Origin of the sequence: Frigidibacter sp. MR17.14 (assembly GCF_037095735.1) — a bacterium.
GTDB lineage: Bacteria > Pseudomonadota > Alphaproteobacteria > Rhodobacterales > Rhodobacteraceae > Frigidibacter.
Map to the genome: position 1 here is coordinate 945,402 of NZ_JBAWKD010000001.1, position 24,080 is coordinate 969,481.

The 24,080-nt window shown below is 70.3% G+C and carries 24 protein-coding genes and 1 tRNA gene; 13 read left to right on the top strand and 12 right to left on the bottom strand.

The genetic code is table 11. The features are described from left to right. Positions 1-432 precede the first annotated feature (432 nt). Both V8J36_RS04450 and regB read right to left on the bottom strand, forming a co-directional pair. Entirely contained in the window at positions 433-2,103 is a 1,671-nt protein-coding gene (locus tag V8J36_RS04450; protein WP_336466033.1) for a PAS-domain containing protein, read from the bottom strand. A gap of 192 nt (positions 2,104-2,295) precedes the next feature. Next, on the bottom strand, positions 2,296-3,684 hold the full coding sequence (gene regB / locus V8J36_RS04455) for a sensor histidine kinase RegB (protein WP_336466034.1): 1,389 nt from the start codon (positions 3,682-3,684) through the stop codon (positions 2,296-2,298). A gap of 136 nt (positions 3,685-3,820) precedes the next feature. On the opposite strand from regB, the gene V8J36_RS04460 reads away from it, so the two are divergent. The 3 genes from V8J36_RS04460 to V8J36_RS04470 all read left to right on the top strand — a co-directional run bounded on the left by V8J36_RS04460 (position 3,821) and on the right by V8J36_RS04470 (position 5,452). Beyond that, on the top strand, positions 3,821-4,465 hold the full coding sequence (locus V8J36_RS04460; RefSeq protein ID WP_336466035.1) for an SCO family protein: 645 nt from the start codon (positions 3,821-3,823) through the stop codon (positions 4,463-4,465). Positions 4,466-4,494: 29 nt separating this feature from the next. Next, positions 4,495-5,043, top strand: a complete 549-nt coding sequence (locus tag V8J36_RS04465) for an ActR/PrrA/RegA family redox response regulator transcription factor (protein WP_336466036.1) — start codon at positions 4,495-4,497, stop codon at positions 5,041-5,043. 91 nt (positions 5,044-5,134) lie between these two features. After that, positions 5,135-5,452 (top strand): H-NS histone family protein, encoded by a 318-nt coding sequence (locus tag V8J36_RS04470; protein WP_336466037.1) that lies wholly within the window; start codon positions 5,135-5,137, stop codon positions 5,450-5,452. 25 nt (positions 5,453-5,477) lie between these two features. On the opposite strand, the gene V8J36_RS04475 is transcribed toward V8J36_RS04470, so the two are convergent. After that, positions 5,478-6,083 (bottom strand): HD family hydrolase, encoded by a 606-nt coding sequence (locus V8J36_RS04475; protein WP_336466038.1) that lies wholly within the window; start codon positions 6,081-6,083, stop codon positions 5,478-5,480. 178 nt (positions 6,084-6,261) lie between these two features. Here V8J36_RS04475 and V8J36_RS04480 point away from each other — a divergent pair, with 178 nt between their 5' ends. Beyond that, a complete protein-coding gene (locus V8J36_RS04480) occupies positions 6,262-6,747 on the top strand; it encodes a hypothetical protein (protein WP_336466039.1) in 486 nt (161 codons plus the stop codon). A 78-nt stretch (positions 6,748-6,825) separates the two neighbouring features. Here the strand turns inward: V8J36_RS04480 and V8J36_RS04485 are convergent, their stop codons facing one another. Then, positions 6,826-7,881, bottom strand: coding sequence for a glycerophosphodiester phosphodiesterase family protein (locus V8J36_RS04485; protein ID WP_336466040.1), 1,056 nt, complete (start codon positions 7,879-7,881; stop codon positions 6,826-6,828). Positions 7,882-8,112: 231 nt separating this feature from the next. Here V8J36_RS04485 and ahcY point away from each other — a divergent pair, with 231 nt between their 5' ends. The 3 genes from ahcY to V8J36_RS04500 all read left to right on the top strand — a co-directional run bounded on the left by ahcY (position 8,113) and on the right by V8J36_RS04500 (position 10,704). After that, complete coding sequence (gene ahcY, locus V8J36_RS04490) at positions 8,113-9,504, top strand: adenosylhomocysteinase (protein WP_336466041.1); 1,392 nt, start codon at positions 8,113-8,115, stop codon at positions 9,502-9,504. A 90-nt stretch (positions 9,505-9,594) separates the two neighbouring features. Continuing rightward, entirely contained in the window at positions 9,595-10,209 is a 615-nt protein-coding gene (locus V8J36_RS04495) for a trimeric intracellular cation channel family protein (RefSeq protein WP_336466042.1), read from the top strand. Positions 10,210-10,362: 153 nt separating this feature from the next. Then, a complete protein-coding gene (locus V8J36_RS04500; RefSeq protein ID WP_336466043.1) occupies positions 10,363-10,704 on the top strand; it encodes a DUF2853 family protein in 342 nt (113 codons plus the stop codon). Between the two features lie 242 nt (positions 10,705-10,946). On the opposite strand, the gene V8J36_RS04505 is transcribed toward V8J36_RS04500, so the two are convergent. Genes V8J36_RS04505 through tsaD form a run of 4 tightly spaced genes read right to left on the bottom strand, consistent with a single transcriptional unit; the run spans position 10,947 to position 13,751 of the window. Then, complete coding sequence (locus tag V8J36_RS04505; RefSeq protein WP_336466191.1) at positions 10,947-11,369, bottom strand: EVE domain-containing protein; 423 nt, start codon at positions 11,367-11,369, stop codon at positions 10,947-10,949. Next, complete coding sequence (locus V8J36_RS04510; RefSeq protein ID WP_336466044.1) at positions 11,369-11,635, bottom strand: YciI family protein; 267 nt, start codon at positions 11,633-11,635, stop codon at positions 11,369-11,371. The genes V8J36_RS04505 and V8J36_RS04510 overlap by 1 nt, the downstream gene beginning before the upstream one ends. A gap of 2 nt (positions 11,636-11,637) precedes the next feature. Then, positions 11,638-12,594 (bottom strand): NAD(P)H-dependent glycerol-3-phosphate dehydrogenase, encoded by a 957-nt coding sequence (locus tag V8J36_RS04515; RefSeq protein WP_336466045.1) that lies wholly within the window; start codon positions 12,592-12,594, stop codon positions 11,638-11,640. After that, complete coding sequence (gene tsaD, locus V8J36_RS04520) at positions 12,591-13,751, bottom strand: tRNA (adenosine(37)-N6)-threonylcarbamoyltransferase complex transferase subunit TsaD (protein ID WP_336466046.1); 1,161 nt, start codon at positions 13,749-13,751, stop codon at positions 12,591-12,593. Before tsaD ends, V8J36_RS04515 begins: the two co-directional genes overlap by 4 nt. A 94-nt stretch (positions 13,752-13,845) precedes the next feature. Between tsaD and V8J36_RS04525 the strand changes: the two genes are divergently transcribed. The 5 genes from V8J36_RS04525 (at position 13,846) to V8J36_RS04545 (ending at position 20,355) form a co-directional block, all read left to right on the top strand. Further along, on the top strand, positions 13,846-14,553 hold the full coding sequence (locus tag V8J36_RS04525) for a uroporphyrinogen-III synthase (protein WP_336466047.1): 708 nt from the start codon (positions 13,846-13,848) through the stop codon (positions 14,551-14,553). Between the two features lie 86 nt (positions 14,554-14,639). Continuing rightward, positions 14,640-16,097: a mitofilin family membrane protein gene (locus V8J36_RS04530; protein ID WP_336466048.1), complete on the top strand. Its 1,458-nt coding sequence runs from the start codon at positions 14,640-14,642 to the stop codon at positions 16,095-16,097. Positions 16,098-16,106: 9 nt separating this feature from the next. After that, a complete protein-coding gene (locus V8J36_RS04535) occupies positions 16,107-17,723 on the top strand; it encodes a heme biosynthesis protein HemY (RefSeq protein WP_336466049.1) in 1,617 nt (538 codons plus the stop codon). A gap of 85 nt (positions 17,724-17,808) precedes the next feature. Next, a tRNA-Thr gene (locus V8J36_RS04540) sits at positions 17,809-17,884 on the top strand. Between the two features lie 116 nt (positions 17,885-18,000). Beyond that, positions 18,001-20,355 carry a methyl-accepting chemotaxis protein gene (locus tag V8J36_RS04545; RefSeq protein ID WP_336466050.1) on the top strand — a complete coding sequence of 785 codons (2,355 nt, stop codon included), beginning with the start codon at positions 18,001-18,003 and terminating at the stop codon, positions 20,353-20,355. Positions 20,356-20,404: 49 nt separating this feature from the next. Here V8J36_RS04545 and V8J36_RS04550 read toward each other — a convergent pair whose 3' ends face one another. From V8J36_RS04550 to V8J36_RS04565, 4 genes are all read right to left on the bottom strand, one after another. After that, positions 20,405-21,979: a GMC family oxidoreductase gene (locus tag V8J36_RS04550; RefSeq protein WP_336466051.1), complete on the bottom strand. Its 1,575-nt coding sequence runs from the start codon at positions 21,977-21,979 to the stop codon at positions 20,405-20,407. 12 nt (positions 21,980-21,991) lie between these two features. Then, positions 21,992-22,513, bottom strand: coding sequence for a Twin-arginine translocation pathway signal (locus tag V8J36_RS04555; RefSeq protein WP_336466052.1), 522 nt, complete (start codon positions 22,511-22,513; stop codon positions 21,992-21,994). Positions 22,514-22,572: 59 nt separating this feature from the next. Then, positions 22,573-22,968, bottom strand: a complete 396-nt coding sequence (locus V8J36_RS04560; protein ID WP_336466053.1) for a VOC family protein — start codon at positions 22,966-22,968, stop codon at positions 22,573-22,575. A 92-nt stretch (positions 22,969-23,060) separates the two neighbouring features. Next, complete coding sequence (locus tag V8J36_RS04565) at positions 23,061-23,348, bottom strand: ribbon-helix-helix domain-containing protein (RefSeq protein WP_336466054.1); 288 nt, start codon at positions 23,346-23,348, stop codon at positions 23,061-23,063. Positions 23,349-23,905: 557 nt separating this feature from the next. Between V8J36_RS04565 and V8J36_RS04570 the strand changes: the two genes are divergently transcribed. Next, positions 23,906-24,043, top strand: coding sequence for a hypothetical protein (locus V8J36_RS04570; RefSeq protein ID WP_336466055.1), 138 nt, complete (start codon positions 23,906-23,908; stop codon positions 24,041-24,043). Positions 24,044-24,080: the final 37 nt, after the last annotated feature.

The following is a 24,080-nucleotide window of genomic DNA, read 5'->3' on the forward strand; positions in this document are numbered from 1 at the left end:
GCCCGGCGGGATCGTGCGGCTGGCGGCGCTTAGGCACGCGAGGCGCCCTCTGCCAGATGGTCTACCTGCCATCCCCGGCGCGCTCTGTCAGGGAGCTGGCCCTGCGCCAGCCAGCGCGCGCCGTCCGCTGCAGCCGGTGCCGGGAGCGGAGCGACATACAACGCGGGATCTCATCCGGTTGACTCGCAACCGTGGCGCTGTCTGCCAGATGGTACGATTGTCATCCCCGGCGGGCTCTGTCGGCGCCGGTCCCGCGCCAGCCCCGGTGCCGCGGGAGCCAGGGGCGGTGCGGGAGGTGTCGCGGGGTCTCGCCCGGCGGGCGCGCAGCCGAAGCCGGGGGCCCGGGTCTGCGATCCGAATGTGGTCCCGGCGGCGGATCATGCTGTCACCGCTCCGCCGCGGCGGCCCGGATCGCGGCGGCTGACCCTGTGGTCAATACCGGCCGTTCTGTCCGTGATGGCCCGGCGGCAGCGGCGGCTCGGCCGCGGCCTCCGCGAGGCCCGGGATCGCCACCTCGGCCCCGGGCGCGAGGCCGAGCGGCCCCGTCGCCAGCCGTTCCGAGAAGCCGACCATCGTCGTGCCGCCCGACAGCGGCTCGACCCGCATCGTCAGCCGCCGCCCGTCGCGCAGGGCCAGCGCCCCGCTCCAGGGCAGGCGCGGCCCGTCGCGCGACAGCCGCTCGCCGATCTCGGACCAGAGCGGGCCGGGCAGGCCGCGCTCCTGCCAGCCGGCCAGCGCCGCCGCGGCGTCGCGCGCCTCGGGCGCCCCGGAGCAGTCCCAGAGCAGGCGATAGGCGGGGTTCGCGATCACCAGTTCGCCCGTCGGCGCAAAGACCGCGACCGCCTCGTCGATGCGGTCGATGACCGCGCGCCCCAGCTCGATCTCGCCGCGGAAGCGCCGGGTCAGGGTCATCTCGCCGGTGATGTCCTCGATCATCAGCGCCAGCCCGCCGTCGGCATGGGGCCGGGCGGTGACGCGGAAGGTCTCGCCGCTCGAGATCTGCCAGGTGTCCTGGTAGAAGCCCTGCGCCGCCGCGCGCTCGATCTCGACCATCTGGCGGTGCCAGCTGCGGTAGTTGCGCGGCTCGGGCAGCATCCGCTCTTCCCGCAGCCGGTCCAGCACCGTGCCCAGCGTCGGCCGCTCGGCCAGGAATTTCGGCTTCAGCCCGGTCAGGTCGGTCAGCGCCGGGTTGAACAGCGCCAGCCGGCGTTCGTGGTCGAAGATCGCCAGCGCGATCGGCAGCTGCGCGAAGGTGCGGGTCAGGGTCTGGATGAAGTCCTTCAGCGCCCGCTCCGCGGTGACCAGCGCATCGGCGCCCTGCGCGAAATGCAGCCAGCCGCCGTCCGGGGCGGGATGGGCCGAACACAGGTGCCAGCCGCGGTGGGTGCCGGCCGATCCCGCGATCTGCAGCCGCACCGGGCGGTCGCCGGGCACCGGCGCGGTCTCGAACAGCAGCGGCGGCGGCCAGAGATCGCGCGGCATCTCGCCCTCGGGCTCGGGCGCCTCGCCCTCGGCCGGCGGGCGCTGGCCGACATCGGCGGCGGCCAGCAGATAGGCGCGGTTCGCCCAGACCAGCCGGCCCTCGGCATCGAGGCGCCAGGACAGGATCGGCACCTCGTCCGCCAGCTCGCGCAGCTCGGTCAGCTCGTCCTCCATCGCGCGCAGGCTCAGCGAATCGACCCGGATCGCCGGCCCCTCGGTCCGCGGATCGGCCAGCGTGATCCGGGCCAGACCCGCGACATTCTCGGCCCGCAGCCGCAGCGGCGCCGGGCCCGGTCCCGACAGCTCGATCCGGCCGGCGCGGGCCAGCTCCTGCATCTCGGTGTCGAACTCGGGGAAGCGCGGGCGCAGGAAGGCCGACAGCCGGTCCCAGTCGCTGGCGCCCGGCGGCAGGCTGTCGAGCAGCGCCCGTGCCGGGGCGGTCGCGTCGATCAGGCTGCGGGTGTCGAAGAGGAACGCGGTCTCTTCCAGCTCCGGCCCGCTGTCCGCAAGCCTGCGCGGGGCGGCGCGGCCGGGAAGGAAGCTCATCAGCGCAAGGGCGACCAGCGCGGAGCCAATCGAGGTGGATACGAACAGCAAGGCGATCGGCAGAATGCTCTCCACCGCCTTCTCCCCAGAAGCAGTGACACCTGGAACCCCGGAAACGGAGGCGCGAAATGTGCATGCGCCCAAAACGGCAGCCGGGCGCGTTCGGCCAAATTCCGCTCAAATGGTTAAGAACTGGTTAACACCTGGAGCGGCCAAATCCCGCCGCCCAAGGCAGCCGTCCAGTCCGGTCCTTTGGCCGGATCGCCCTCAATCTCCGTCAAAGCTGCGGTTCGGGCCCAGCGGGCCGCCCGGCGCCTCGATGCGGGCGCGCGGCCAGACCAGCTCGACCACCGCGCCCGAGCGTGCGGGGGTCTCGGCCGCGCTCAGGAACGGGTCGCGGCCATTGGCGAAGCTGATCTCGGCCCCGGTGCGCTCGAGCAGGGTCTTGGCGATGAAGAGCCCAAGCCCCATGCCCTCGTAGCCCGGCCGCGCCTCGGCCTCGGCGCCGGCGCCGGGAAGGGATCCCGGCCCGGCCCGGCGGCGGATGAACGGGTCGCCCAGCCGGTCGATCTGGTGCGGCGGGAAGCCCGGGCCGTTGTCGGCGATGCGCAGGGTGATGCGGTTGTCGCTCCAGCCGAGGTCGACCCAGACCGTGTCGCGCGCGAAATCGACGGCGTTCTGGATCAGGTTGCGCAGCCCGTGGATGATCTCGGGCCGGCGCAGGACCAGCGGCTGGCGCCCCTCGGGCAGGGTGACGATGATGTCCTTGCCGCGCTCCGCATGCGGTTCGGCGGCCTCGCGCAGCAGGGTTTCCAGTGGCGCGCTGTGCACCTGCAGGTCGTCCTTCCCGGCCCGGCCCATGTCGCGCAGGATGTCGCGGCAGCGGTCGGCCTGCGCGCGGATCAGCAGCGCGTCGTCGCGCAGCTCGGGGTCGTCCTCCAGCTCCTCGGCCAGCTCGGCGCTGACCAGCGTGATCGTGGCCAGGGGCGTGCCCAGCTCGTGCGCGGCGGCGGCCACGACACCGCCCAGGTCGGTCAGCTTCTGCTCGCGCGCCAGGGCCATCTGCGTGGCCAGCAGCGCCTCGGACATGCCGTGGATCTCGAAGGCCACCCGCCGGGCATAGGCCGACAGGAACACCACGCCGACCGAGATCGCCAGCCAGTGCCCCAGCTCGAACAGCGCCGGCACCCGGATCTCGCCGCCGCCGGCCAGCCGCAGGGGCAGGTTCCACCAGCCGAACAGCGTGACCATGCCGATGGCCGAGGCGGCAAGGAAGGCGGTGGCCCCGCTTTGCAGCGCGGTGGCGCCGATCGTCGCCGGGGCCACGATCAGAAGCGCGAAGGGGTTGTTCAGCCCGCCGGTCAGCGCCAGCAGCGCCGCCAGCTGCGCGGTGTCGAACAGCAGGATCGCCACCGCCTGCCGCTGCCCCAGCCGGGTCGAGCGCGGATAGACGAACTGCAGGACGAGGTTGGCGATGACCGCTGCGCCGATCGTGGCCAGGCAGGGGCCGAAGGGGATGCGGATGTCATAGATCCGCCAGGCGGCGAGGATCGCCCCCAGCTGCCCGGCGATCGCCGCCCAGCGCAGCACGACCAGCGTCTGCAGCCGCAGCCATTCGCTGTGCATGGTCCCGGGCTGGGGCTGGCGCGAGGGCATCCGGGGGGCCTCCTTGGGCGGTCACCCGGCGAATTCGGGTCGTCGGGATTGATACTCGGGCCCCGATGGGGGATCAATGCGGCGGACCGGGACCCGAGGGGCGGGGATCGGGTCCGACTGGGGCATGGGGGCTCACATGGCGATCTCGACCGGCCGCCTGGCGGTCGCGGCGACCTGTTTCGTTGCGATCGGCCTGGTGGTGACCTACGCGCTGACCCGCACCGGGGCCGGCAACGACATCTTCGCGGACTGCCGGCAGGGCGTGGTCTCGGGCGCGGCGCAGATCGGCGGGCCCTTCACCTTGACCGACGAGAACGGGCGCAGCGTCACCGACCGCGAGGTGATCACCGGCCCGACGCTGGTCTATTTCGGCTATTCCTTCTGCCCGGACGTCTGTCCCGTCGACGCCGCCCGCAACGCCGAGGCGACGGATGCGCTGGAAGAGATGGGCTATCAGGTGACGCCGGTCTTCGTCACCGTCGACCCCGAGCGCGACACGCCCGAGGTGCTGAAGGACTTCACCGAGGCGCTGCACCCCCGCATGCTGGGCCTGACCGGCACCGACGAACAGGTCCGCGCCGCGGCGCAGGCCTACAAGGTCTATTACAAGTCGCAGCGGAAGGATGATCCCGATTTCTATCTGGTGGATCACTCGACGCAGACGTATCTGATGTTCCCAAGGCTCGGGTTTGCCGAGTTCTTCAATCGCGACGTGGATGCCCAGCAGATGGCCGAGCGTTCGGCCTGCTTCATCGAGGCCGCCCGCAAGGCCGGGATCTGAGCCGGGGTCCGACGGCAAGGAATGACGACATGACCACCTCCGACGACATCGGTCCCGATCCCTCGCTGCTTCTGGTCGACGACGACCAGGCCTTCGTCACCCGTCTGGCCAAGGCGATGGAAAAGCGCGGCTTCGCCCCCGTCACCGCGGAAAGCGTCGCCGAGGGCAGCCGGATCGCCCGCGAGACGCCGCCGGCCTATGCCGTCGTCGACCTGCGGCTCGAGGATGGCAACGGGCTCGACGTGGTCGAGATCCTGCGCGAGGCGCGGGCCGATGCCCGCATCGTGGTGCTGACCGGATATGGCGCGATCGCCACCGCGGTCGCCGCCGTTAAACTCGGCGCGACGGATTACCTGTCGAAACCCGCCGATGCCAATACCATCGCCGCAGCGCTTCTGGCACAGGGCGACGCAATGCCGCCGCCGCCGGAAAACCCGATGTCCGCCGACCGCGTGCGCTGGGAACATATCCAGCGCGTCTATGAAATGTGCGACCGCAATGTCTCGGAAACCGCCCGCCGGTTGAATATGCACCGTCGCACATTGCAAAGGATTTTGGCGAAGCGCAGTCCGAAATAGGAATTGCGCACGATTTTATAATAACGGTATTTGCACTCTCCGCAATTGCGGCCTATCCACTGTGCATGATGCAACCAGTGGGAAAATCCTGATGACTGAAATCGACCTCGATGGCTACGGCCTGAAGGAACTTAAAGACCTGCGCACCAAGGTGGACCGCGCGATCAGTTCGTACGAGGATCGGCAAAAGTTGAAGGCCCGCGAGGAAGTCGAGGCATTCGCGCGCGATCGCGGGTTCTCGCTGGACGAGCTGGCCGCGTTGCAACCTGTGAAAAAGCGTAAACCCGCCGATCCGAAATATGCGAACCCCGCAGATCCCTCCGACACCTGGTCGGGCCGCGGCCGTCGCCCGCGCTGGGTCGAAGAGGCGCTCGCCTCGGGCAAGGAGCTTGCCGATCTCGCGATCTGAGGCCGCTTTCGGCCTCGGGACGGCGTCAGGGCAGGGCGGCCAGCAGATCCGCGTGCCGCCCCAGGTAATCCGCCCGCACCTCTGCGGGCGGACGCAGCCTGATCGACAGCCCGTCGATCATCGCCGGATCCGGCCGGCCGAAAAACCGGTCCGCTTCCGTTTCCGAAAAGCCGGCGATCTGCACCGCTTCCAGCCAGGCTGAAATCCGGTCGGCCTTCTTGATCGCCTTCTTCACCGCCACCGGCAAAACCGCGGGCAGCCCGAAGCGGATATGGATCGCCGCGGTCAGCCGCCGGTCCAATTCGCCGTAGCTCGGCCCGACCGCATCCTTCACCGGGCTGATCATGTCGCCGATCACGTACTCCGGCGCGTCGTGCAACAGCGCCGCCAGCCGCCAGCGCGTCGCGACGCCGGGGGTGGCGCGGGCGTGGATTTCCTCGACCAGCAGGGAATGCTCGGCCACCGAATAGGCGAAATCGCCCTTGGTCTGGCCATTCCAGCGCGCCACGAAGGCCAGCCCGTGGGCGATGTCCTCGATCTCGATATCGACCGGCGTCGGATCCAGCAGGTCGAGCCGCCGCCCCGACAGCATCCGCTGCCACGCCCGCGGCTGGTGAGAGGCTTTCGGCATCGCGCGCTCCTTTCGCATTTCAGGGTGCTAGCGCCCGGGCCACCGGCTGTAAACGGCCCCTCAGGGAACTTTTCGGGCGGGAAACCGCTTGATTCCGCGAAATCGCCGCGACTGAACGCCGGCGAAGATCTTCGGACGGGCCCGCGGAAGCGAGGCCCGGGGACAGAAAGGACACGCGATGAAACCGTTCCAGACTGCCGCCGTCTTCGGAAGCCTCGCCTTCGCCACCGCCGTGGCGACCGCGATCTTCACCGTTCCGGCGGAATCCTACGCCCCCTACCGCCCGACCGAGGCGCCGATGCCGTTCCGCGCCGACCCGATGGAAAGCGCGCAACTCGACGGCGCCCCGGTGCGCCCGACGCTCGACTCGCTCGAGGTGATGAACATGGTCACCCGCACCGGCGACGCGCAAGCCTATGACGAGCCCTATTGCGACCTGCGCGTCACCGTGACCGAGAAGCTGACCAACGAGTTCGAAGAGGCCCGCATCGGCCAGCCCGAGGTCGTGGACGGCATCTATGTCGAGCTCTGGGCCTCGGACAGCTTCAAGACCTGGTCGGCGCTGGCGACGCGCCCCGACGGCATCTCCTGCGTGGTCGAGACCGGCCGCGACTGGGCGGGCGAGACCAGCCTTGCCGCGCTGAAGGCCAAGGCCGACGCCTGATGGCGCCGGCCAGGGCAAAGGCCCGCATGGGCCGATGACCAGGGTCGCGGGCTTCGCCCGACGACCGCGCCCGGGTCGTCAGGCCCGGCGACGGCGGCGCAGCAGCGCCAGCCCGCCAAGGCCCGCCGCCAGCAGCGGTAGCGCCGCCGGCACCGGCACCGGCGCCATGTTGGCATCGACCACCGCGCGACCGAAGTCGGTGTAATCGGTGAAGAACCCGTCGATCCCCCAGTCGATGTAGCGCTGGATCTGGGCGAAGGCCGCCTCTTCGCTCAGCGGGCGGAAGGTGTAGCCATGCACCGTCAGGCCCAGCGCATGCGCGGCGGCGATGAATTCTTCGGTGATCGAATTGACGCTGACACCCACGCCATCGGCCACGCCCACCAGATCCCCGAGGCTGAAGAAGCCGTCGGTCCCGGTCACGCCCCATTGGCCCAGCAGGTTCGTCGCCTGCCCCAGCTGCGCGTAAAGCGCCTCGGCCCCGGCCTCGTCCATCAGCCCGTGCATCTCGGCCAGCGAGGCGTTGACGAAGCTCTGCAGGATCACCTTGTCCTCGGGCGCGTCATAGCCATGGGCCAGCAGCGTCTCGACGATCTTGATGTTCTGCGGCTGGTTGTAGGGCGTCTTCGACTCCGGATAGACGCCGATCTCGGTGCCGTGGCTGTCGTTGTAGGCGGTCAGGAAGCTCAGCACCTCGTCCAGCGTCGGCACGCGGTAGGGCTCGGCCATCGACGGCGTGAAGCCGGGATAGGTCGAATCCGCCGCCGCCAGCGCGCCGGTCGGCTCGACGGTCAGGGTCTTGATCTCGGCCAGCGTGAAGTCCTTGACCGCATAGCCGCCGTTGCGCGGCGTGAACAGCGCCTCGACGTTGGTGGTCCGGGTCAGCGAGCCGTCATGCATCGCGACCAGCTGGCCGTCGGCGGTGATCTGCACGTCGGGCTCGATGTAGTCGGCGCCCATCTGGATCGCCAGCTCGTAGCCGCCCAGCGTGTGTTCGGGCAGATAGCCGGAGGCGCCGCGATGCGCGACGACGATCGGCGCGGCGCCGGTCAGGGTGTTGAAGGTGGCGGCGGCGGCGGGCTGCAGCGTCAGCGCGAAAAGGGCCGCGCCGCAGAAAGCGGTCGTCTTGAACATGATCGTCACCTTGGGCCTGTAGACAGAAGTCCGTGAAAGGGGCCCGGCCCCCACCCGGGGTCCGGCGCCGGCAGGCTCGGCGCGGCGGATCACAGCCGGGTAACGTGTGCGTCAAACTTATCTTAAAAACTTGTCCTGCCGCGCGGCCGGCGCCGGGGCCGGGTCGGTTGTGCGTGGGCCGGGGGGCTGGTAACGCTCGCTGCGACAGATTTTCCCGAAAGGACCCGGGCCATGGCCATGGACTACATCGTCAAGGACATCGCGCTGGCCGACTACGGCCGCAAGGAACTCGACATCGCCGAGATCGAGATGCCGGGGCTCATGGCCCTGCGCGAGGAATTCGGCGCGGCGCAGCCGCTGAAGGGCGCCCGCATCGCCGGCTCGCTGCACATGACCATCCAGACCGCCGTCCTGATCGAGACGCTGGTCGCGCTCGGCGCCGACGTGCGCTGGGCCTCGTGCAACATCTTCTCGACCCAGGACCACGCCGCCGCCGCGATCGCCAAGGCCGGCGTTCCGGTCTTCGCCATCAAGGGCGAGACGCTGGAAGACTACTGGACCTACACCGACAAGATCTTCGACTTCCCCGAAGGCGCGAACATGATCCTCGACGACGGCGGGGATGCGACGCTCTACATCCTGCTCGGCGCGCGGGTCGAGGCGGGCGAGACCGGTCTGATCGAGACGCCGACCTCGGAAGAAGAGATCTGCCTGTTCAACCAGATCAAGAAGCGCCTTGCCGCCGCGCCGGGCTGGTTCACCAAGCAGCGCGCCGCGATCAAGGGCGTCTCGGAAGAGACGACGACCGGCGTGCACCGCCTTTACGACCTGCACAAGAAGGGCCTGCTGCCCTTCCCGGCGATCAACGTGAACGACTCTGTCACCAAGTCGAAGTTCGACAACAAGTACGGCTGCAAGGAATCGCTGGTCGACGGCATCCGCCGTGCGACCGACGTGATGATGGCCGGCAAGGTCGCCGTGGTTTGCGGCTACGGCGACGTGGGCAAGGGCTCGGCCGCCTCGCTGCAGGGCGCCGGCGCCCGCGTGAAAGTGACCGAGATCGACCCGATCTGCGCGCTGCAGGCGGCGATGGACGGGTTCGAGGTGGTGCTGCTGGAAGACGTCGTCGCCGACGCCGACATCTTCATCACCACGACCGGCAACAAGGACGTGATCCGCATCGAGCACATGCGCGAGATGAAGAACATGGCCATCGTCGGCAACATCGGCCATTTCGACAATGAAATTCAGGTCGCGAGCCTGAAGAACCACAAGTGGACCAACATCAAGGACCAGGTCGACATGATCGAGATGCCCTCGGGCAACAAGATCATCCTGCTGTCCGAAGGCCGCCTGCTGAACCTCGGCAACGCGACCGGCCACCCCTCGTTCGTGATGTCGGCCTCGTTCACCAACCAGGTGCTGGCGCAGATCGAGCTCTGGACGAAAGAGGGCGACTACGCCCCCGGCGTCTACATCCTTCCCAAGCAGCTCGACGAGAAGGTCGCCCGCCTGCACCTCGCGAAGATCGGCGTGAAGCTGACCGAGCTGCGCAAGGATCAGGCCGACTACATCGGCGTCACCGTCGAAGGCCCCTTCAAGGCCGAGCATTACCGCTACTGACCCGACGCTCCGGCCCCCTCCAAAGGGGGGCCGGCCTCCCTCCGGCGGCCCGCCCGTGCTAGGATCGCGCCAGACCCAGCCCGAGGCCCGATGACCCCCGCCGCGCTCTTCCCCCTGATCGACATCCTCGGCACGCTGGTCTTCGGCCTGTCCGGCGGAATGGTCGCGGTGCGCCGCGATCTCGACCTCTTCGGGGTGCTGGTCCTGGCCGCGGCCACCGGCACCGCCGGCGGCATCACCCGCGACCTGCTGCTGGGCCAGACCCCGCCCGAGGCGCTGCAGGCGATGACGCCGCTCGCCCTCGCGGCGCTGGGCGGGCTCGCGGCCTTCCTCTTCGCGCCCCGGATCGAACGCTTCACCCGCCCGGTCATGCTTCTGGATGCGCTGGGCCTCGGGCTCTTCGCGGTCGCCGGCTGCCAGAAGGCGCTGGCCGCGGGCCTCGCCCCGCCGGGCGCGGTGCTGCTGGGCACCCTCACCGCGATCGGCGGCGGCATGCTGCGCGACATCATGGCGGCAGAGATCCCCCGCGTTCTGCGCGAAGAGGTCTATGCCCTCGCCGCCCTCGCCGGGGCCGCCGCCTATGCCGCGGGCCGGGCCATCGCGCTGCCCGAAACCCCGCTCGCGACCGGCGCGGTGGCGCTGGCCGTGGCGCTGCGCATCGCCTCGGTCCGCTTCGGCTGGCGCCTGCCCCATGCCCGCCGCTAGGCCGGGGCGCGCCTGACGCAACCGCCGCGCGTGCCGTTTTCCTTGCCATCGCGCCCGCCTGTGCCATCCTTCCGTCGGGGAAGGCGGCCCGCGGCCGCGGATCCCGAAAGGGTGGGATGACCGGCGAAGCCGGTCCAGAGCGAGTGGACAGACATGGGAAAACGTGACGATCTCATCGTTAAATACGCCGAGGCGATCCGCAGCAAATGCGGGATGGAGCCCGACATGGACCTGCTGACCAAGGTCACCATCGGCTGCGGCCCGGCGATCTACAGCGACGACGCCGAAATCATCGCCGCCTCCGATCCCGACGAGCTCGAGCGCGTGAAGAAAAGCTTCCTCGTGAAGAAGCTCGGCATGACCGACGGCCCCGACCTGACCGCCGCCATCGAGCAGGCGATCGAGACCTACGGCAAATCCGATCGCAACAAGTATCGCGCCGCGATCTATTACCTGCTGGTCAAGCAGCTGGGCATGGAAAAGGCCTACGCCTGAACGCCCCGACAGGGGCCGCGCGCCGGGTCTCAAGCCCGTTTCGCAGGCCCATCCGGGGCGCGCCCGTGGTGCTTAAACTTGCACGCGCTTTGCGCTTTTGCCGCGGACCCGCCCGCGCTAAAACCAAAGGGTCGGCCAGGACGGCCAAATCCTTCTTCGGTTCACGCGTGGGTGGTGTCGCGTGGGGTGGTGGGGGGTTCCAGCCGTCCGGGGCAGGAATCCCCCTCCTTATGCGCAGGCTCTCAGGCCTCGCTGGCGCCCGCCAGCTCCAGCACCACGGCCCATTCGGCCTCGGTCACCGGCTGCACCGACAGCCGCGTGTTCTGCACCAGCGCCATCGCCGACAGCCGCGGCTCGGCCTTGGCCATCTCCAGACTGATCGGCTTCGGCAGCGGCCGCACCGCCTTGATGTCCACGCAGTCCCAGCGCGCATCCTCGGTGGTCGAATCCGGGTGGCTCTCGGCGCAGACCTCGACGATGCCGACGATCTCCTTCCCGACATTCGAGTGATAGAAGAAGCCGCGGTCGCCGATCTTCATCGCGCGCATGTTGTTGCGCGCCTGATAGTTGCGCACGCCGCCCCATTCCTCGCCGACGTCGCCCTTGGCGACCTGCTGGTCCCAGCTCCAGGTGTCGGGCTCGGACTTGAACAGCCAGTAGGCCATCAGCCGATCACCCGCTTCCATTCGCTGATCTCGACCCGCTCGAACAGACCCGCCTGCGCATAGGGATCGTTCGTCGCCCAGTCCTGCGCCGCGCGCAGGCTCTCGGCCTCGATCACCACCAGCGAGCCGCACATCTCGCCATTCTCGAGGAACGGCCCCGCCAGCACCACCGGCGTCGATTTCAGATAGGCAACGTGACGCTCGCGGGTGTCGAGGCGCAGTTGCAGCGCGCCCGGCTTGTCGCGGCAGATGACGGCGTAAAGCATTCTCATTCCTTCCTGAGCGGGCGGGTCAGCAGCGCCTCGGCCGCCTCCGCCACGGTGATCCTTCCCCGGGCCAGCGCCGCGACCATTCCGGCCACCGGCATCTCGACCCCCTCGCGGGCGGCAAGCTTCACCACCGCCTCGGCGGTGGCAAGCCCCTCGACGGTGACGGTGGGGTCGAAGCCCTCGCCGCGCCCCAGCGCCAGCCCGAAACGGAAATTGCGCGACCCGTCCGAGGTGCAGGTCAGCACCAGATCGCCGAAGCCCGACAGCCCCGCCAGCGTCTCGGCCCGCGCGCCCAGATGCACCGCGATCCGGCTCATCTCGGCGAAGCCGCGGGTCATCAGCGCCGCGCGGGCGGAATCGCCCAGCCCCGCGCCGATCGCGACCCCCGCGGCGATCGCCACCACGTTCTTCAGCGCGCCGCCCAGTTCGGCCCCCTTCGGGTCGTCGCTGAGATAGAGCCGCAGCACCGGCGTCGACAGCGCCCGTTGCAGCGCCGCGCCCACGCCCGCATCGGCCGTGGCCAGCGTCAGCGCCGTCGGCAGGCCGCGGGCGATGTCGGCGGCGAAGCTGGGGCCGGTCAGCACCGCCGGCACCGCGCCGGGGCAAAGCCGCGCGATCACCGCGCTGGGTCCTTCCAGCGTGCCAAGGTCGATCCCCTTGGAACAGGCCACCACCGGCCGGCCCGCCAGCCCTGCGCCATGGGCCTCCAGAAACCCCGCCGTCGCCTGCATCGGCAGCGCCAGCAGCACCGGGCCGTCGCCGGCCAGCGCCCGGCCCAGATCGGCCTCGACCGCCACGCCCTCGGGCAGGGTCACGCCCGGCAGCCGGGGCAGGGCGCGCGCCGCGTCCATCGCCCCGGTGCCCGAGCGCGCCCACAGCGTCACCGCCTGCCCGCTGCGGGCCAGTGCCACCGCCAGCGCACCGCCGAAGGCGCCCGCGCCCAGAACCGAGATCATGCCTTGGCCCCGCGCTTGCCCGCGCCCAGCATCGGCGCGGCGGTGTCATCCAGCGGCCAGCGCGGCCGCGCCGCCAGGTCCATCCCGTCGCGCGCCCCGGCGAGGAAACGCTCGATCCCCGCCCAGGCGATCATCGCGGCATTGTCGGTGCAAAGCCGCAGCGGCGGGGCGAGGAAACCCGCCCCAGCCTCGGCCGCCACGGCCTCGAGCGCGGCGCGGATCTCGCCATTCGCGGCGACCCCGCCGGCCACGGCCAGCATCGGCCGCCAGCCGTCATTCTGCACTGCGGCGGTGTACGGGGGATGTACAGGGGGTGTACGGATATCACCCCCCTCAATCTCCTGACCAAAGGCGATTTTCAGCGCCCGGCGCGCCTTGCCCGCCAGAACCTCCGCCACCGCCCTCTGGAACCCTGCACAAAGGTCGTCACGGTCGCGCTCGGTCAGCCCCCCGGCCTCGGCCACGGCCGCGTCGCGGGCCCGCAGCAGCGCCGTCTTCAGACCCGAAAAGCTCATGTCGCAGCCCGGGCGGTCCATCAGCGGCCGCGGGAAATCGAACCGCCCCGCATCGCCCTGACGCGCCGCACGCTCGACCGAGGGCCCGCCCGGTTGCGGCAATCCCAGCAGTTTCGCGGTCTTGTCGAAGGCCTCGCCCGGCGCGTCGTCGATGGTGCCGCCCAGCCGCCGGAACCGCTCGGGCCCCTCGGCCAGCAGGAACTGGCAATGCCCGCCAGAGACCAGCAGCATCAGGTAGGGAAACGCCAGCCCGTCGGTCAGCCGCGGGGTCAGCGCATGGCCCGCAAGGTGGTTCACCCCCACCAAGGGCTTGCCCGAGCCGATCGCCAGACCCTTGGCGCACATCACCCCGGCCATCACCCCGCCGATCAGCCCCGGCCCCGCCGTTACCGAAATTCCGTCGACATCCCGCAGGCTTAGCCCGGCCTCGGCCAGGGCCTGTTCAACGCACAGGTCCAGCTTCTCGACATGGGCCCGCGCCGCGATCTCGGGCACGACGCCGCCGAAGGCCGCGTGCAGCTCGGTCTGGCTCGAGACGACCGAACTCAGGATCTCGGCCCGGCCCCCGCGCAGACGGACGACGGCGGCGGCGGTGTCGTCGCAGCTGCTTTCCAGCCCCAGGAAGGTGATCGTTTCGCCCATCTCGCGCATTGCCTTTCAGGCCCGCCCGGCTACACCGGATGGCACGGCAGGTAACATCGCCCACCCGCCCAGACAATGCCCGGGACCGCCGCCGATGATGACGCCCAGCCTGCTTCTGACCCGCCCCGCCCCGGCCTCGGCCCGTTTCGCCGAGGCGATCGCCCGCGACCGGCCCGAGGTCGCGGCGGTGATCGCACCCTTGATCGAGATCCGCTTCCGCCCCCTGCCCGAGATGGCCGCGCCCGCTGCCGTGGTGCTGGCCTCGGGCCATGCGGTGCGCGCCTATGCCCGGCAAAGCCCGCACCGCCCCCCCGCCTTCACCATCGGCCCCCGCACGACCGAGGCCGCCCGCGGCGAAGGCTTTGAAATCCTTGCCGCGGCGCCCGATGCGCTGGCCCTGATCACCGCGATCCTGACCCGCCCCGACCCCGGCCCGATCCTCGTCGCCCGCGGCACCCATGTCGCCCGCGACATCGCCGGCGCCCTGCGTGCGGCCGGCCGCCCGGTGACGGAAGCCGTGGTCTACGATCAGGCGGAACTGCCGCCCCCGCCCGCCGTCTTCGACTTGATTGCCGCCCCGGGCGAGATCGTGCTGCCGCTGTTCTCGCCCCGCTCGGCCCGGATTGCCGTCGCGGCGCTGGGCCCGGCGGCGGCAAACCGCTTTGGCGTCGTCGCGATCGGTCACGGCGTGGCCGAGGCGGCGGAACCCTTGGCGCGCGGGCGGATTGAGGTGGCGCCCACCCCCGATGGCGAGGGGATGCGGCGTGCGGTGCTCTCGGCCCTCGGGGGCGGGCGTGCTTGAAGGCAGGAGAGGGTCGGGGCTAAGGTCGCCTCGGCTCCAAGCGAAAAGGCCCGGGACGTGACCGGGGAAGTGAAAGGACGCGCCGCGTGACCAAAGCTCCGAAATCCGCGACCAAGGGCAAGAAGGCAGAGGCGGCCGAGACCGGCATGGCCCCCGAAGACACCAAGGGCGCGGACACCACGGCTGCGGGTCCCGCGATGCCCGGTGCGACGCCGTCGATGCCCGGAACCGGGGCGGCGCCCGTGCCCGAGGCGAAGGCTGCACCCGTGACCGAGGCCGGGGTGAAGTCCACAGAGGTGAAGACCCCCGCCGCGTCGACGGCCGCAGAGCCGAAGACCGCCGCGGCGAAGCCTGCGGATCCCGAGATCGTCACGCCCGCACGGCCTTCCGATGCCGCAGCGCTGGGCGCGAAGCCGCTGCCGGCCACCGCCACCAAGCCCGAAGCGACGCTGGACGCGAAGCCGGCCGCGGGCAGCACCACCCCCTCCGATCCCTTCTCGAAACCGCTGGCGCCCGGTGCTGCAAGCGCTTTGCCGAAAACGGAAAAGCCCTCAGAGCCCGCGAAGCCCGCCGACAGCGTCAAGCCGGCCGAGACGCCGAAATCCGCGCCTGCGACCCCCGCCGCCAAGCCTGCCGCCAAGCCCGCGGCTGCAGAGGAACCGCGCGGGTCGAGCTTCTGGCCGGCGCTGATGGGCGGCGTGATCGCGGCCTTCCTTGGCGCGGCGGTCGTGCTTTGGGTCTTCCCCGAAGGCCTGCGCTCGCCGTCGGGCGATCCGGCGGCGCTGGAAAAGACCGTCGCCGACCAGCGCGGGCGGATCACCACGCTCGAATCAGAGGTCGCGGAACTGCGCTCGGCCCAGCCGGTGCCCGAAGGCACGGCGGCGCTGTCGGATGAGATCCTGTCGCGGCTTTCGGCGCTGGAAGCCGGGCAGGGCGGTGGCGCCGGGCTCGACGACCTGCGCGCGCAGGTCGCGGCGCTGAGCCAGAAGCTGGACGGCAGCACCGATCTTGCCGGGGCCGAGGAACGCATCCGCGCCGCGCAGGCCGATGCCGAGAAGCTGGCGCGCGAGGCTCAGGCCCGCGCCGCCTTCTCGCATCTGCAGGCCGCGCTCGACAGCGGCGCGGCGCTCGACGGGCCGCGCGCCGATCTGGAGGCCGCAGGCGTGCAGGTCCCGGCGACGCTGGCGGGGCAGGTGCCGACCCTGCAGGCGCTGCGCGACGCCTTCCCCGCCGCCGCGCGCGAGGGGCTTTCGGCCTCGCTGCGCGCGACCCGTGCGCAGGGCAACTACGGCGACCGGCTGAAGGCCTATCTGCAGGCCGCGACCGGGGCGCGCTCGCTGAACCCGCGCGAGGGCGGCGACCCCGACGCGGTGCTGAGCCGCGCCGAGGCCGCGGTGACCGCCGGCAACCTGCCCGACGCCATCGCCGAGATCGAGTCGCTGCCCGCCGAGGGCCAGCAGGCGATGTCCGACTGGACCGCGCAGGCCCGCATCCGCATCGCGGCGCAAGAGGCCGCTGCCGGCCTCGCCACCGGCCTGAACTGAGGAGACGTCATGCTCTGGTCCTTCCTGAAGGCCGCCCTCTTCATCATCGCCGTGGGCGTGGTGACCGCGGGCGCCGCCTGGCTCTCCGACTGGGCCGAGACGGTGCGCATCTCGGTCGCGGGCATGGAATTCACGCTCGGCCCGCTGCAGGCGGTGATCGCGCTGGCGCTGCTGGTGTTCGGCATCTGGGCGGCGGTGAAGATCCTTGGCTTCATCGTCGCCTTCCTCAGGTTCCTGAATGGCGATGAAACCGCGCTCAGCCGCTATTTCGACCGCAACCGCGAGCGCAAGGGGTTCCAGGCGCTGCAGGACGGGATGCTGGCGCTGGCCGCGGGCGATGGGCGCACCGCGATGGCCAAGGCGCAGAAGGCCGACCGGCTGCTGGACCGCCCCGAGATGACCGCGCTGGTCATGGCGCAGGCGGCCGAGCTGCAGGGCGACCGCAGGCTGGCGATCGAGGTCTACAAGCGGCTTCTGTCCACCGACCGCACCCGCTTCGTCGGCGTGCGCGGGCTGATGCATGCCAAGCTTGCCGAGGGCGAGACCGAAACCGCGCTGCGGCTGGCCGAAAAGGCCTTCGAGATGCAGCCGAAGAACACCGAGGTGCAGGACATCCTGCTGCGCCTGCAGACCGAAAGCGGCGACTGGGCCGGGGCGCGTGGCACGCTGGCCGCGAAAAGCCGGATGGGCACGCTGCCGAAAGAGGTCTTCCGGCGCCGCGACGCGCTTCTGGCGCTGCAGGAGGCGAAGGGCGTTCTGGACGAGGGCCGTTCGATCGAAGCGCGCGAGGCCGCGATCTCGGCCAACCGCGCCTCGCCCGACCTGATCCCGGCGGCGGTGATGGCGGCGAAGAGCTATCTTGAAGCCGGCAACACCAAATATGCCGCCCGCGTGGTGAAGAAGGCCTGGGAGATGCAGCCGCATCCGGACCTTGCCGGCGCCTTCGCGCTGATCGCCCCCGAAGAGTCCCCGCGCGAACGGCTGAAGCGGTTCGAGACGCTCTTCGCCGCCGCCCCCGGCGCCGAGGAGACCGCGCTGACCCGGGCCGAGCTGCTGATCGCGGCCGAGGACTTCCCCGCCGCCCGCCGCTCGCTCGGCTCGCTGCCCGAGACGCATCCGACCGCCCGCAGCCTGACGCTGATGGCCGCGATCGCGCGCGGCGAGGGCGCGGACGAGCAGGAGGTGCGCGCCTGGCTCACCCGTGCCGTCTCGGCCAGCCGCGGGCCGCAGTGGATTTGCGACAAGTGCCAGACGGTGCATGCCGACTGGGGCCCGGTCTGCGGCCATTGCGGCGGGTTCGACACGCTGAGCTGGCGCGAGGCGCCGGACATGCCGCCGCTGCCGAACGGGGCAGAGATGCTGCCGCTGGTCGTCGGCGGCCCGCGCCCGGCCGAGGGGCCCGCCCCCGATGCGACCGGGGCCGAGCCGCCGGTGGCCGAGGTGCTCGATGCCGAGCCGGTCGCTCCGGTGTCGCCTTCTGCAACCGAGCCTGCGGAGCCGCCTGCCGCGGCGACCGCACCTGCGCCCGTGGCCGCGGAACCCGAGGACAAGGCTGCGCCCGATCCCTTCGCGGTGCCGCCCTCGGTCGCGGCGGCGCGCGGGCTCGACACCTCGCGCGGCCAGTAGCGCCGCGCGGGCGAAAATGGGGCTACACACCGCTGCGGAACGGTGTTATCAGCCCCGCGTCGCGCGCTTCGCGACCGGGAAGAGTGCCGCTGTAGCTCAGCTGGTAGAGCACGTCATTCGTAATGATGGGGTCGGGGGTTCGAGTCCCTTCAGCGGCACCACTCTTCCCCGGATCCCCCGTCGACATCGGAAAGGCGATCCCGTCCAGCCTGCGCGGCTTGCGATTTCTTAACGGCCCTGTGCGACTGCTGTCCCGTTCACGCCCGGGAAGCACCGCATGCCGCAGAAACGCCGTTCGATCACCACGCAGATGCGCCGCGCCATCCTGCTGCTGCTGGCCGTCGTGCTGCTGGCCAGCGGCATCGGCATGGGCGCGACCTATTACCTTGCCCGGGCAGGGGACCGCGTCGGAAGCGAGCTTGCGCCCCTGGGCGACGCGGCGATGGAGGTCAAGCAGAGCGCGACCGATGCCTATCTGGCGCTGACCGCGCTGCTGGGCGGAGCCAGTGATGTACGGCCCGAGGCGATCCCCGCAGCGCTCGACCAAGCCGCGTTCTATCTGCAGGCCATCACCGAAGGGGGCCGGAATGCCGAGGGCATCTATGTGCCCAGCCACCAGCCCGAAGTGCGCGGGATGGTCGCAGAGGCGCTGACGATGCTGGCCGACCTGCGCCAGCGCAGCGAGGCGCAGCTGGCCGGCCTCGCGCGGGCGCAGGGCGTGGGCACCCCCGCCGACGCGGCCTTTGACGCGGCCTTCGAGCGGATCGTGGCCGGCCTTCAGGGACAGCAGCGCGACACGGGCAGCGGCTCGGCAGAAGTGCAGCGGGCGCTGGGCTCGGCCCTGTTCGCGCTGACCCGTGGCCATCTCGCCTTGGAAGAGCATCTGGGCGGCGACGCGACCGAGACGCTGGCCGGGGTGCAGTCCTGGTTTGACGAGGCGGCCGCCGCGCTGGGCGCCGCGCCCCTGGCGGCCGGGCTCGCCCCCGAGATCGCCGGCCTGTCGGAGCTTGCGGCGCAGCGCAGCGCGGCAGCGGCGGCGCAGCGCCTTCAGGCCGAGGAACAGGCCGCGGCCTATCGGGCCAGCTACCAGCAGTTCATGGACCGCGCCGACGCGATCGAGACCGCGATCCAGCACGAGATGGACGCGGGGCTGGCCACCCTGAACCGGGCAGAGACGCTGGCACTGGTGCTGAGCGCGCTGGCGGCGGCGATGATCGTCGCGCTCTGCCTGCTCGGGCAACGGCTGGTGCGGCGGCGGGTCACCGACCGGCTGCGCGAGGTCGCGGCGGGGATGGAGGCGCTGGCGCGCGGCGATCTTGCGACCGAGGTGCCGGGCTGGTCCTCGGCCGACGAGATCGGCGACCTGCGCAATGCGCTGGCGCATTTCCGCGATGCGCTGGCCGAGCGCGCGCGGCTGGCCGAAGCCGCGCGGCAGAGCGCCGCGATCATCGAGCGCGACCGGCTGGCTGCCCTGACGCGCGAGCGGGACGAGGCCGCCCGGCAGGCGGCGGAAGCCGCGGCAGAGCAGGCGGCCGCGAGCGAGCGGCAGGCCGAGGACCAGGCGGCGGCGGCCGAGATCGCCGCCGTCGCCACCGCCTGCGCCGAGGGCGACTTCTCGCGCCGGCTGGCGGCGGACCAGCGCAGCGGCGTCTTCGCCGAACTGTGCCGCGGCATGAACCAGGTCGGCGAGGCGGCGAACCGCGGCTTCGACTCGGTCTCGGCCACTTTGGGTCAACTGGCGCGCGGCGACCTCACCGGGCGGATGCCGGCGGGCCTGCGCGGCGTCTTCGCCGAGATCGCCCAGCGCATCGACGAAAGCTTCGCCAGCCTCGGCTTCGTGCTGGGCCAGATCCGCGGCGCGGCCTCGTCGGTCGACAGCTCGGCCCAGCAGATCGGCGCGACCATCGCCGATCTCGCCCGCCGCTCGGAAGGCAGCGCCGCCGTTCTGGAAGAGACCGCGGCGGCGCTGGAACAGATGTCGGCTTCGGTCCGCAACTCTGCCCGCTCGGCCCAAGCGGCGCAGGGGGCGGTGGCGGGCATCAGCCGCAGCGCCGGCATCGGCGACGAGGTCGTGGGCCGCGCGATCGCCGCGATGGGCGAAATCGCCGACTCCTCGGGCCAGATCGCGCGCATCCTGCAGGTGATCGACGACATCGCCTTCCAGACCAACCTGCTGGCCCTGAACGCCGGGGTCGAGGCCGCACGGGCCGGCGAATCCGGCCGCGGCTTCGCGGTGGTCGCCTCCGAGGTGCGGGCGCTCGCCCAGCGCTCGTCCGAGGCCGCGCGCGATATCGGCGCACTGATCGAGAGCGCCGACGGCAACGTGCGCCGCGGCGTGACGCTGGTCGACGAGACCGGCGCCGCCCTGCGCGACATCGTCGCCGGCATCACCGAGACCCGGCGGATGATCGACGATATCGCGCGCTCGGCCGCCGAAACCTCGACCGGCATCGACGAGATCGCGCGCGCGACCGGCGAGCTTGACCGCACCACCCAGCAGAATGCCGGCATGGTCGAAGAGACCAACGCCGCCGTCACCGCCCTGCAGCGCGAGGCGCGCGACCTGTTTGAGGCGATCTCGGGCTTCCGGCTGGACGCTGAAGCGCCTTCCGGCCGCAGTCGCGCCGCCTGAAAAAAGGCCCCGCCGAAGCGGGGCCAGCCGACTGCCGAGGAGGGCAGCGTCAGATGTTGCGGGCCGACATCTCTTTCGCGATGTGCTCGGCCTGCCGGATCGCCAGCGCCACGATGGTCAGCGTCGGGTTCTCGGCGGCGCCGGTGGTGAACTGGCTGCCGTCGCTGACGAACAGGTTCGGCACGTCATGGGCACGGCCGTTGCGATCGACGACGCCGTCCTCGGGCTTTTCGGACATCCGGTTGGTGCCGAGGTTGTGGGTCGAGGGATAGGGCGGGGTCGGCATCGTCCGCGTCGCGCCGACCGCCTTGTAGATCGCCTGCCCGGTCGCATAGGCATGGTTGCGCATCGCCACGTCGTTCGGATGGTCCGAGAAGTTGACGTTGGCGACGCGCAGGCCGAAGGCGTCCTCCTTGTCGGACAGGGTGACGCGGTTGGTGGCCTGGGGCATGTCCTCGCCCACGATCCACATCCCGGCCATGTTCTCGTAGCTGTCGAGCGCGGTGGTGAACTCGCGCCCCCAGGCGCCGGGATCGAGGAAGGCGGCCATGAACGGCAGGCCCAGGCTCAGCGTTTCCAGCTCATACCCGCCGACGAAGCCGCGCGAGGGGTCGTGGCGGGCCTCGTCGCGGACGATGCCGGCCATGGTGGTGCCGCGCCACATCTTCACCGGCCTGTCGAAGACCCCATAGACCGAGCCGGTGGTATGGCGCATGTAGTTGCGCCCGACCTGGTCCGAGCTGTTGGCGAGCCCGTTCGGGAACATCGAGCTGTGCGAGTTCAGCAGCAGCCGCGGGCTTTCGAAGCTGTTGCCCGCCACGCAGACGATCCGCGCTTTCTGCATCTGCAGCGCGCCGGCCTTGTCGAAATACTCGACGCCGGTAACCTTGCCGCTGTCGTCATGCAGGATCCGCGCGACATGGGCATTGTCGCGCACCTCCATGTTGCCGGTGGCCTCGCCGCGCGGGATGTCGGTATAGGCCGCCGACCACTTGGCGCCCCATTTGCAGCCCTGGAAGCAGAAGCCGGTCTGCTGGCACGAGATCCGGTCGTCATATTCGACCGAGTTGATCGCCATGTTGCCGGTATGGACCTCCTTGTAGCCGAGCGCGAGCGCCCCCTTCTCGAGGACCTTGTAGTTGTTGTTGCCCGGCAGCCGCGGCCGGCCACCGACGCCGGCCACGCCCAGCTTCGCCTCGGCCTTGTCATACCAGGGCGCCATCTCGGCGCCGTCCAGCGGCCAGTCCAGCAGGCTCGCGCCCTCGACCGTGCCGTAGTTGGTCTTGGCCTTCCACTCGTGCTCCTGGAAGCGCAGGGACGCGCCGGCCCAGTGGATCGAGGTGCCGCCGACCGCCTTCACGATCCAGGCCGGCAGCCCGGCGAAGTCCTTGGCCACCCGCCAGTCGCCCGACGTGGTGCGCGGCTCGACCCAGGCGAGCTGCCCGAAGCTTTCCCATTCGTCGTTGACGTAATCCTCGGGCAGGTAGCGCCCGCCGGCTTCCAGAACGACGACCTTCACGCCCTTCTGCGCCAGCTCGTTCGCCAGCACCCCGCCGCCCGAGCCCGAGCCGACGACCACCACCACGCTGTCGTCGGTGAGGTCGAATTTCGCTGCATTTGCCATGGTGATCCCCCCTCAGAGCCAGTCGATGTCGTCGAAGCCGCGGTTGATGTAGCCGCCCTTCGAATAGGACTCGCCCTCGTAGCCGAAGATCGGCCAGAGCTCTTTCTGGTTATAAAGCCCGGTCACCAGCCCGCCGCGGACGGTCTGAAAGAAGGCGCTGTCTTCAAGCCCGCGCAGGATCGCCACACGCTCGGCCTCCCACGGGGTGCTCAGGTAATCGGCATGGCCCGCACCCTTGGCGGCAGCGTCCAGCCGCGCGATGCCTTCGGCGACGGCGGCCTTCTTCTCGGCGCTGTCATAGCCCTTGACCGCGACCGCGTAGAAGCGGTCGGCGACGCGGTCATGCGGATAGATGTCGCGCGCCATCTGCAACAGCGTCGCCATCTCGTGTTCGCTGATCTGGGTGACCTCGACCGCCCAGGCGGCATCGGGCGCGGCGATGAAGCCCGCCCCCACAACGGTCAGGGCGCCTGCCGCCGCGGCGCGCGACAGCAGCGCACGCCGGGTCAGCCCCGACTTGCTCAGGTTCGACATGGGTTCCTCCTCCCTGGTCTTCTCCCCGGACGGCCGCTCCCCCGGCCGTCACGGGGCCATTACTTGTAGCGTCCGGCCCGTTTCAGGACCTCGATCTGGTAGCCGTCGGGATCGGCGATGAAGAAGAAGCGCGCGATCACCTCGCCGCCGGGGGCGAAATCGACCAGCTTGCGGGGGGCGAAGCCCTCGGCCTCGAGCCGGGCATGCAGCGCGTCGACGTCCTCGACCGAGAAGGCGACATGGCCGTAGCCATCGCCGAGGTCATAGGGTTCGGTCCGGCCCTTGTTCACCGTCAGCTCAAGCTCGGTCTCGCTTTCGTCATTCGCGAGGTAGATCAGCGTAAAGCTGTCGAAATCGAGCCGCTCGGCGACCTTGAGGCCGAAGCAGCCTTCGTAGAACGCCACCGACCGCGCTTCGTCCAGCACCCGGATCATCGAGTGGATGTATTTCGCCATGCTGGCCGTCTCCTTCCAGTCCGTAACGGGACCAGACTAGAAGCCGGGCGATGGGCGCGGGTAGTAACGGGCTACTACAGGCGTCTAAATCGTCATTCGGCGGCAATCGCCGACAGCTGCTGGTCCTCGCCCAGGTGAATGGTGCAGGCGCAGCGCAGGAGCGAGGTGAAATTCTTCGCCTCGCCGTGGCGCTCGAGCACCTCTGCGTGAAGCTTCGAAATGAAACAGGGGGTCGAGACGCCCTCGCGTGCGGCGATGTCGTCGAGGATGCGCCAGAAGGCGCGTTCGAGCCGGATCGAGGTGGACTGGCCGTTCAGGCGCAGCCGCCGGGTGACGGTCTCGTAACGGTGCGGGTCCTGCCCCGCGAAGATCTGGCACATCGCTTGATCTCTGCCTCTTCCCTGAACCCGGATTTTGAGCGCTTGGCGCGCGGCGGTCAACGGGGTCCCGCTGGGGCCGGCCTTTCGAATGAGGCCGCCCCCGCCGGGGCCCTCGGGCGGCCGCGCGGCCGCGGGCCGGGGGCGGCGGCGGGGCGCGGCATGGTTGGTCAGGTCGCGCGGTGCGAAAGGGGCGCCCGAACGGCATGCTGCTGCGGCGACTCGCCATGATTCGTGAACGATTCGACCCGCTGGCCGAAGATGCCTGGAGTTTCCGAAAACGTTTACGTTCCAACAATTTCTGCTGCATGCGCACCGATCCGATGCGTTAGATGAACAATTTGCGAAATTGCAGCGCCGATTCGCCTTTTTCATCCGCCTCCAGATCGCGGAAGCCGAACCGCTTCTGCGGCGCAGCAAAATAACGTGGTGCTTACCATTCGCGCAATTTTCTTCTTGTCGTATGTATCCATTTTGTGGCAACAATGAAGGCACGGGGCTGAGCTTGGGGACCAAAAGCTGAGCAGAACAGAAACTGACCTTCGCTGGGGAGACGGTCGATGCTGAGAACGATTACGGTTGGGAGCTGCGTCTCCGTTCAGGGAATTTTCGACGGGCAGCTGGAAAACGGCAAGATCCGCGTGCGCGTTGGGGAGCGCGTCTACGTGGGTAGCCCGGTGGCGAAGAAGACCGACTGAGGGAGGACGGTCCGGTCTTTGAAGCCAAGAGAAAGGG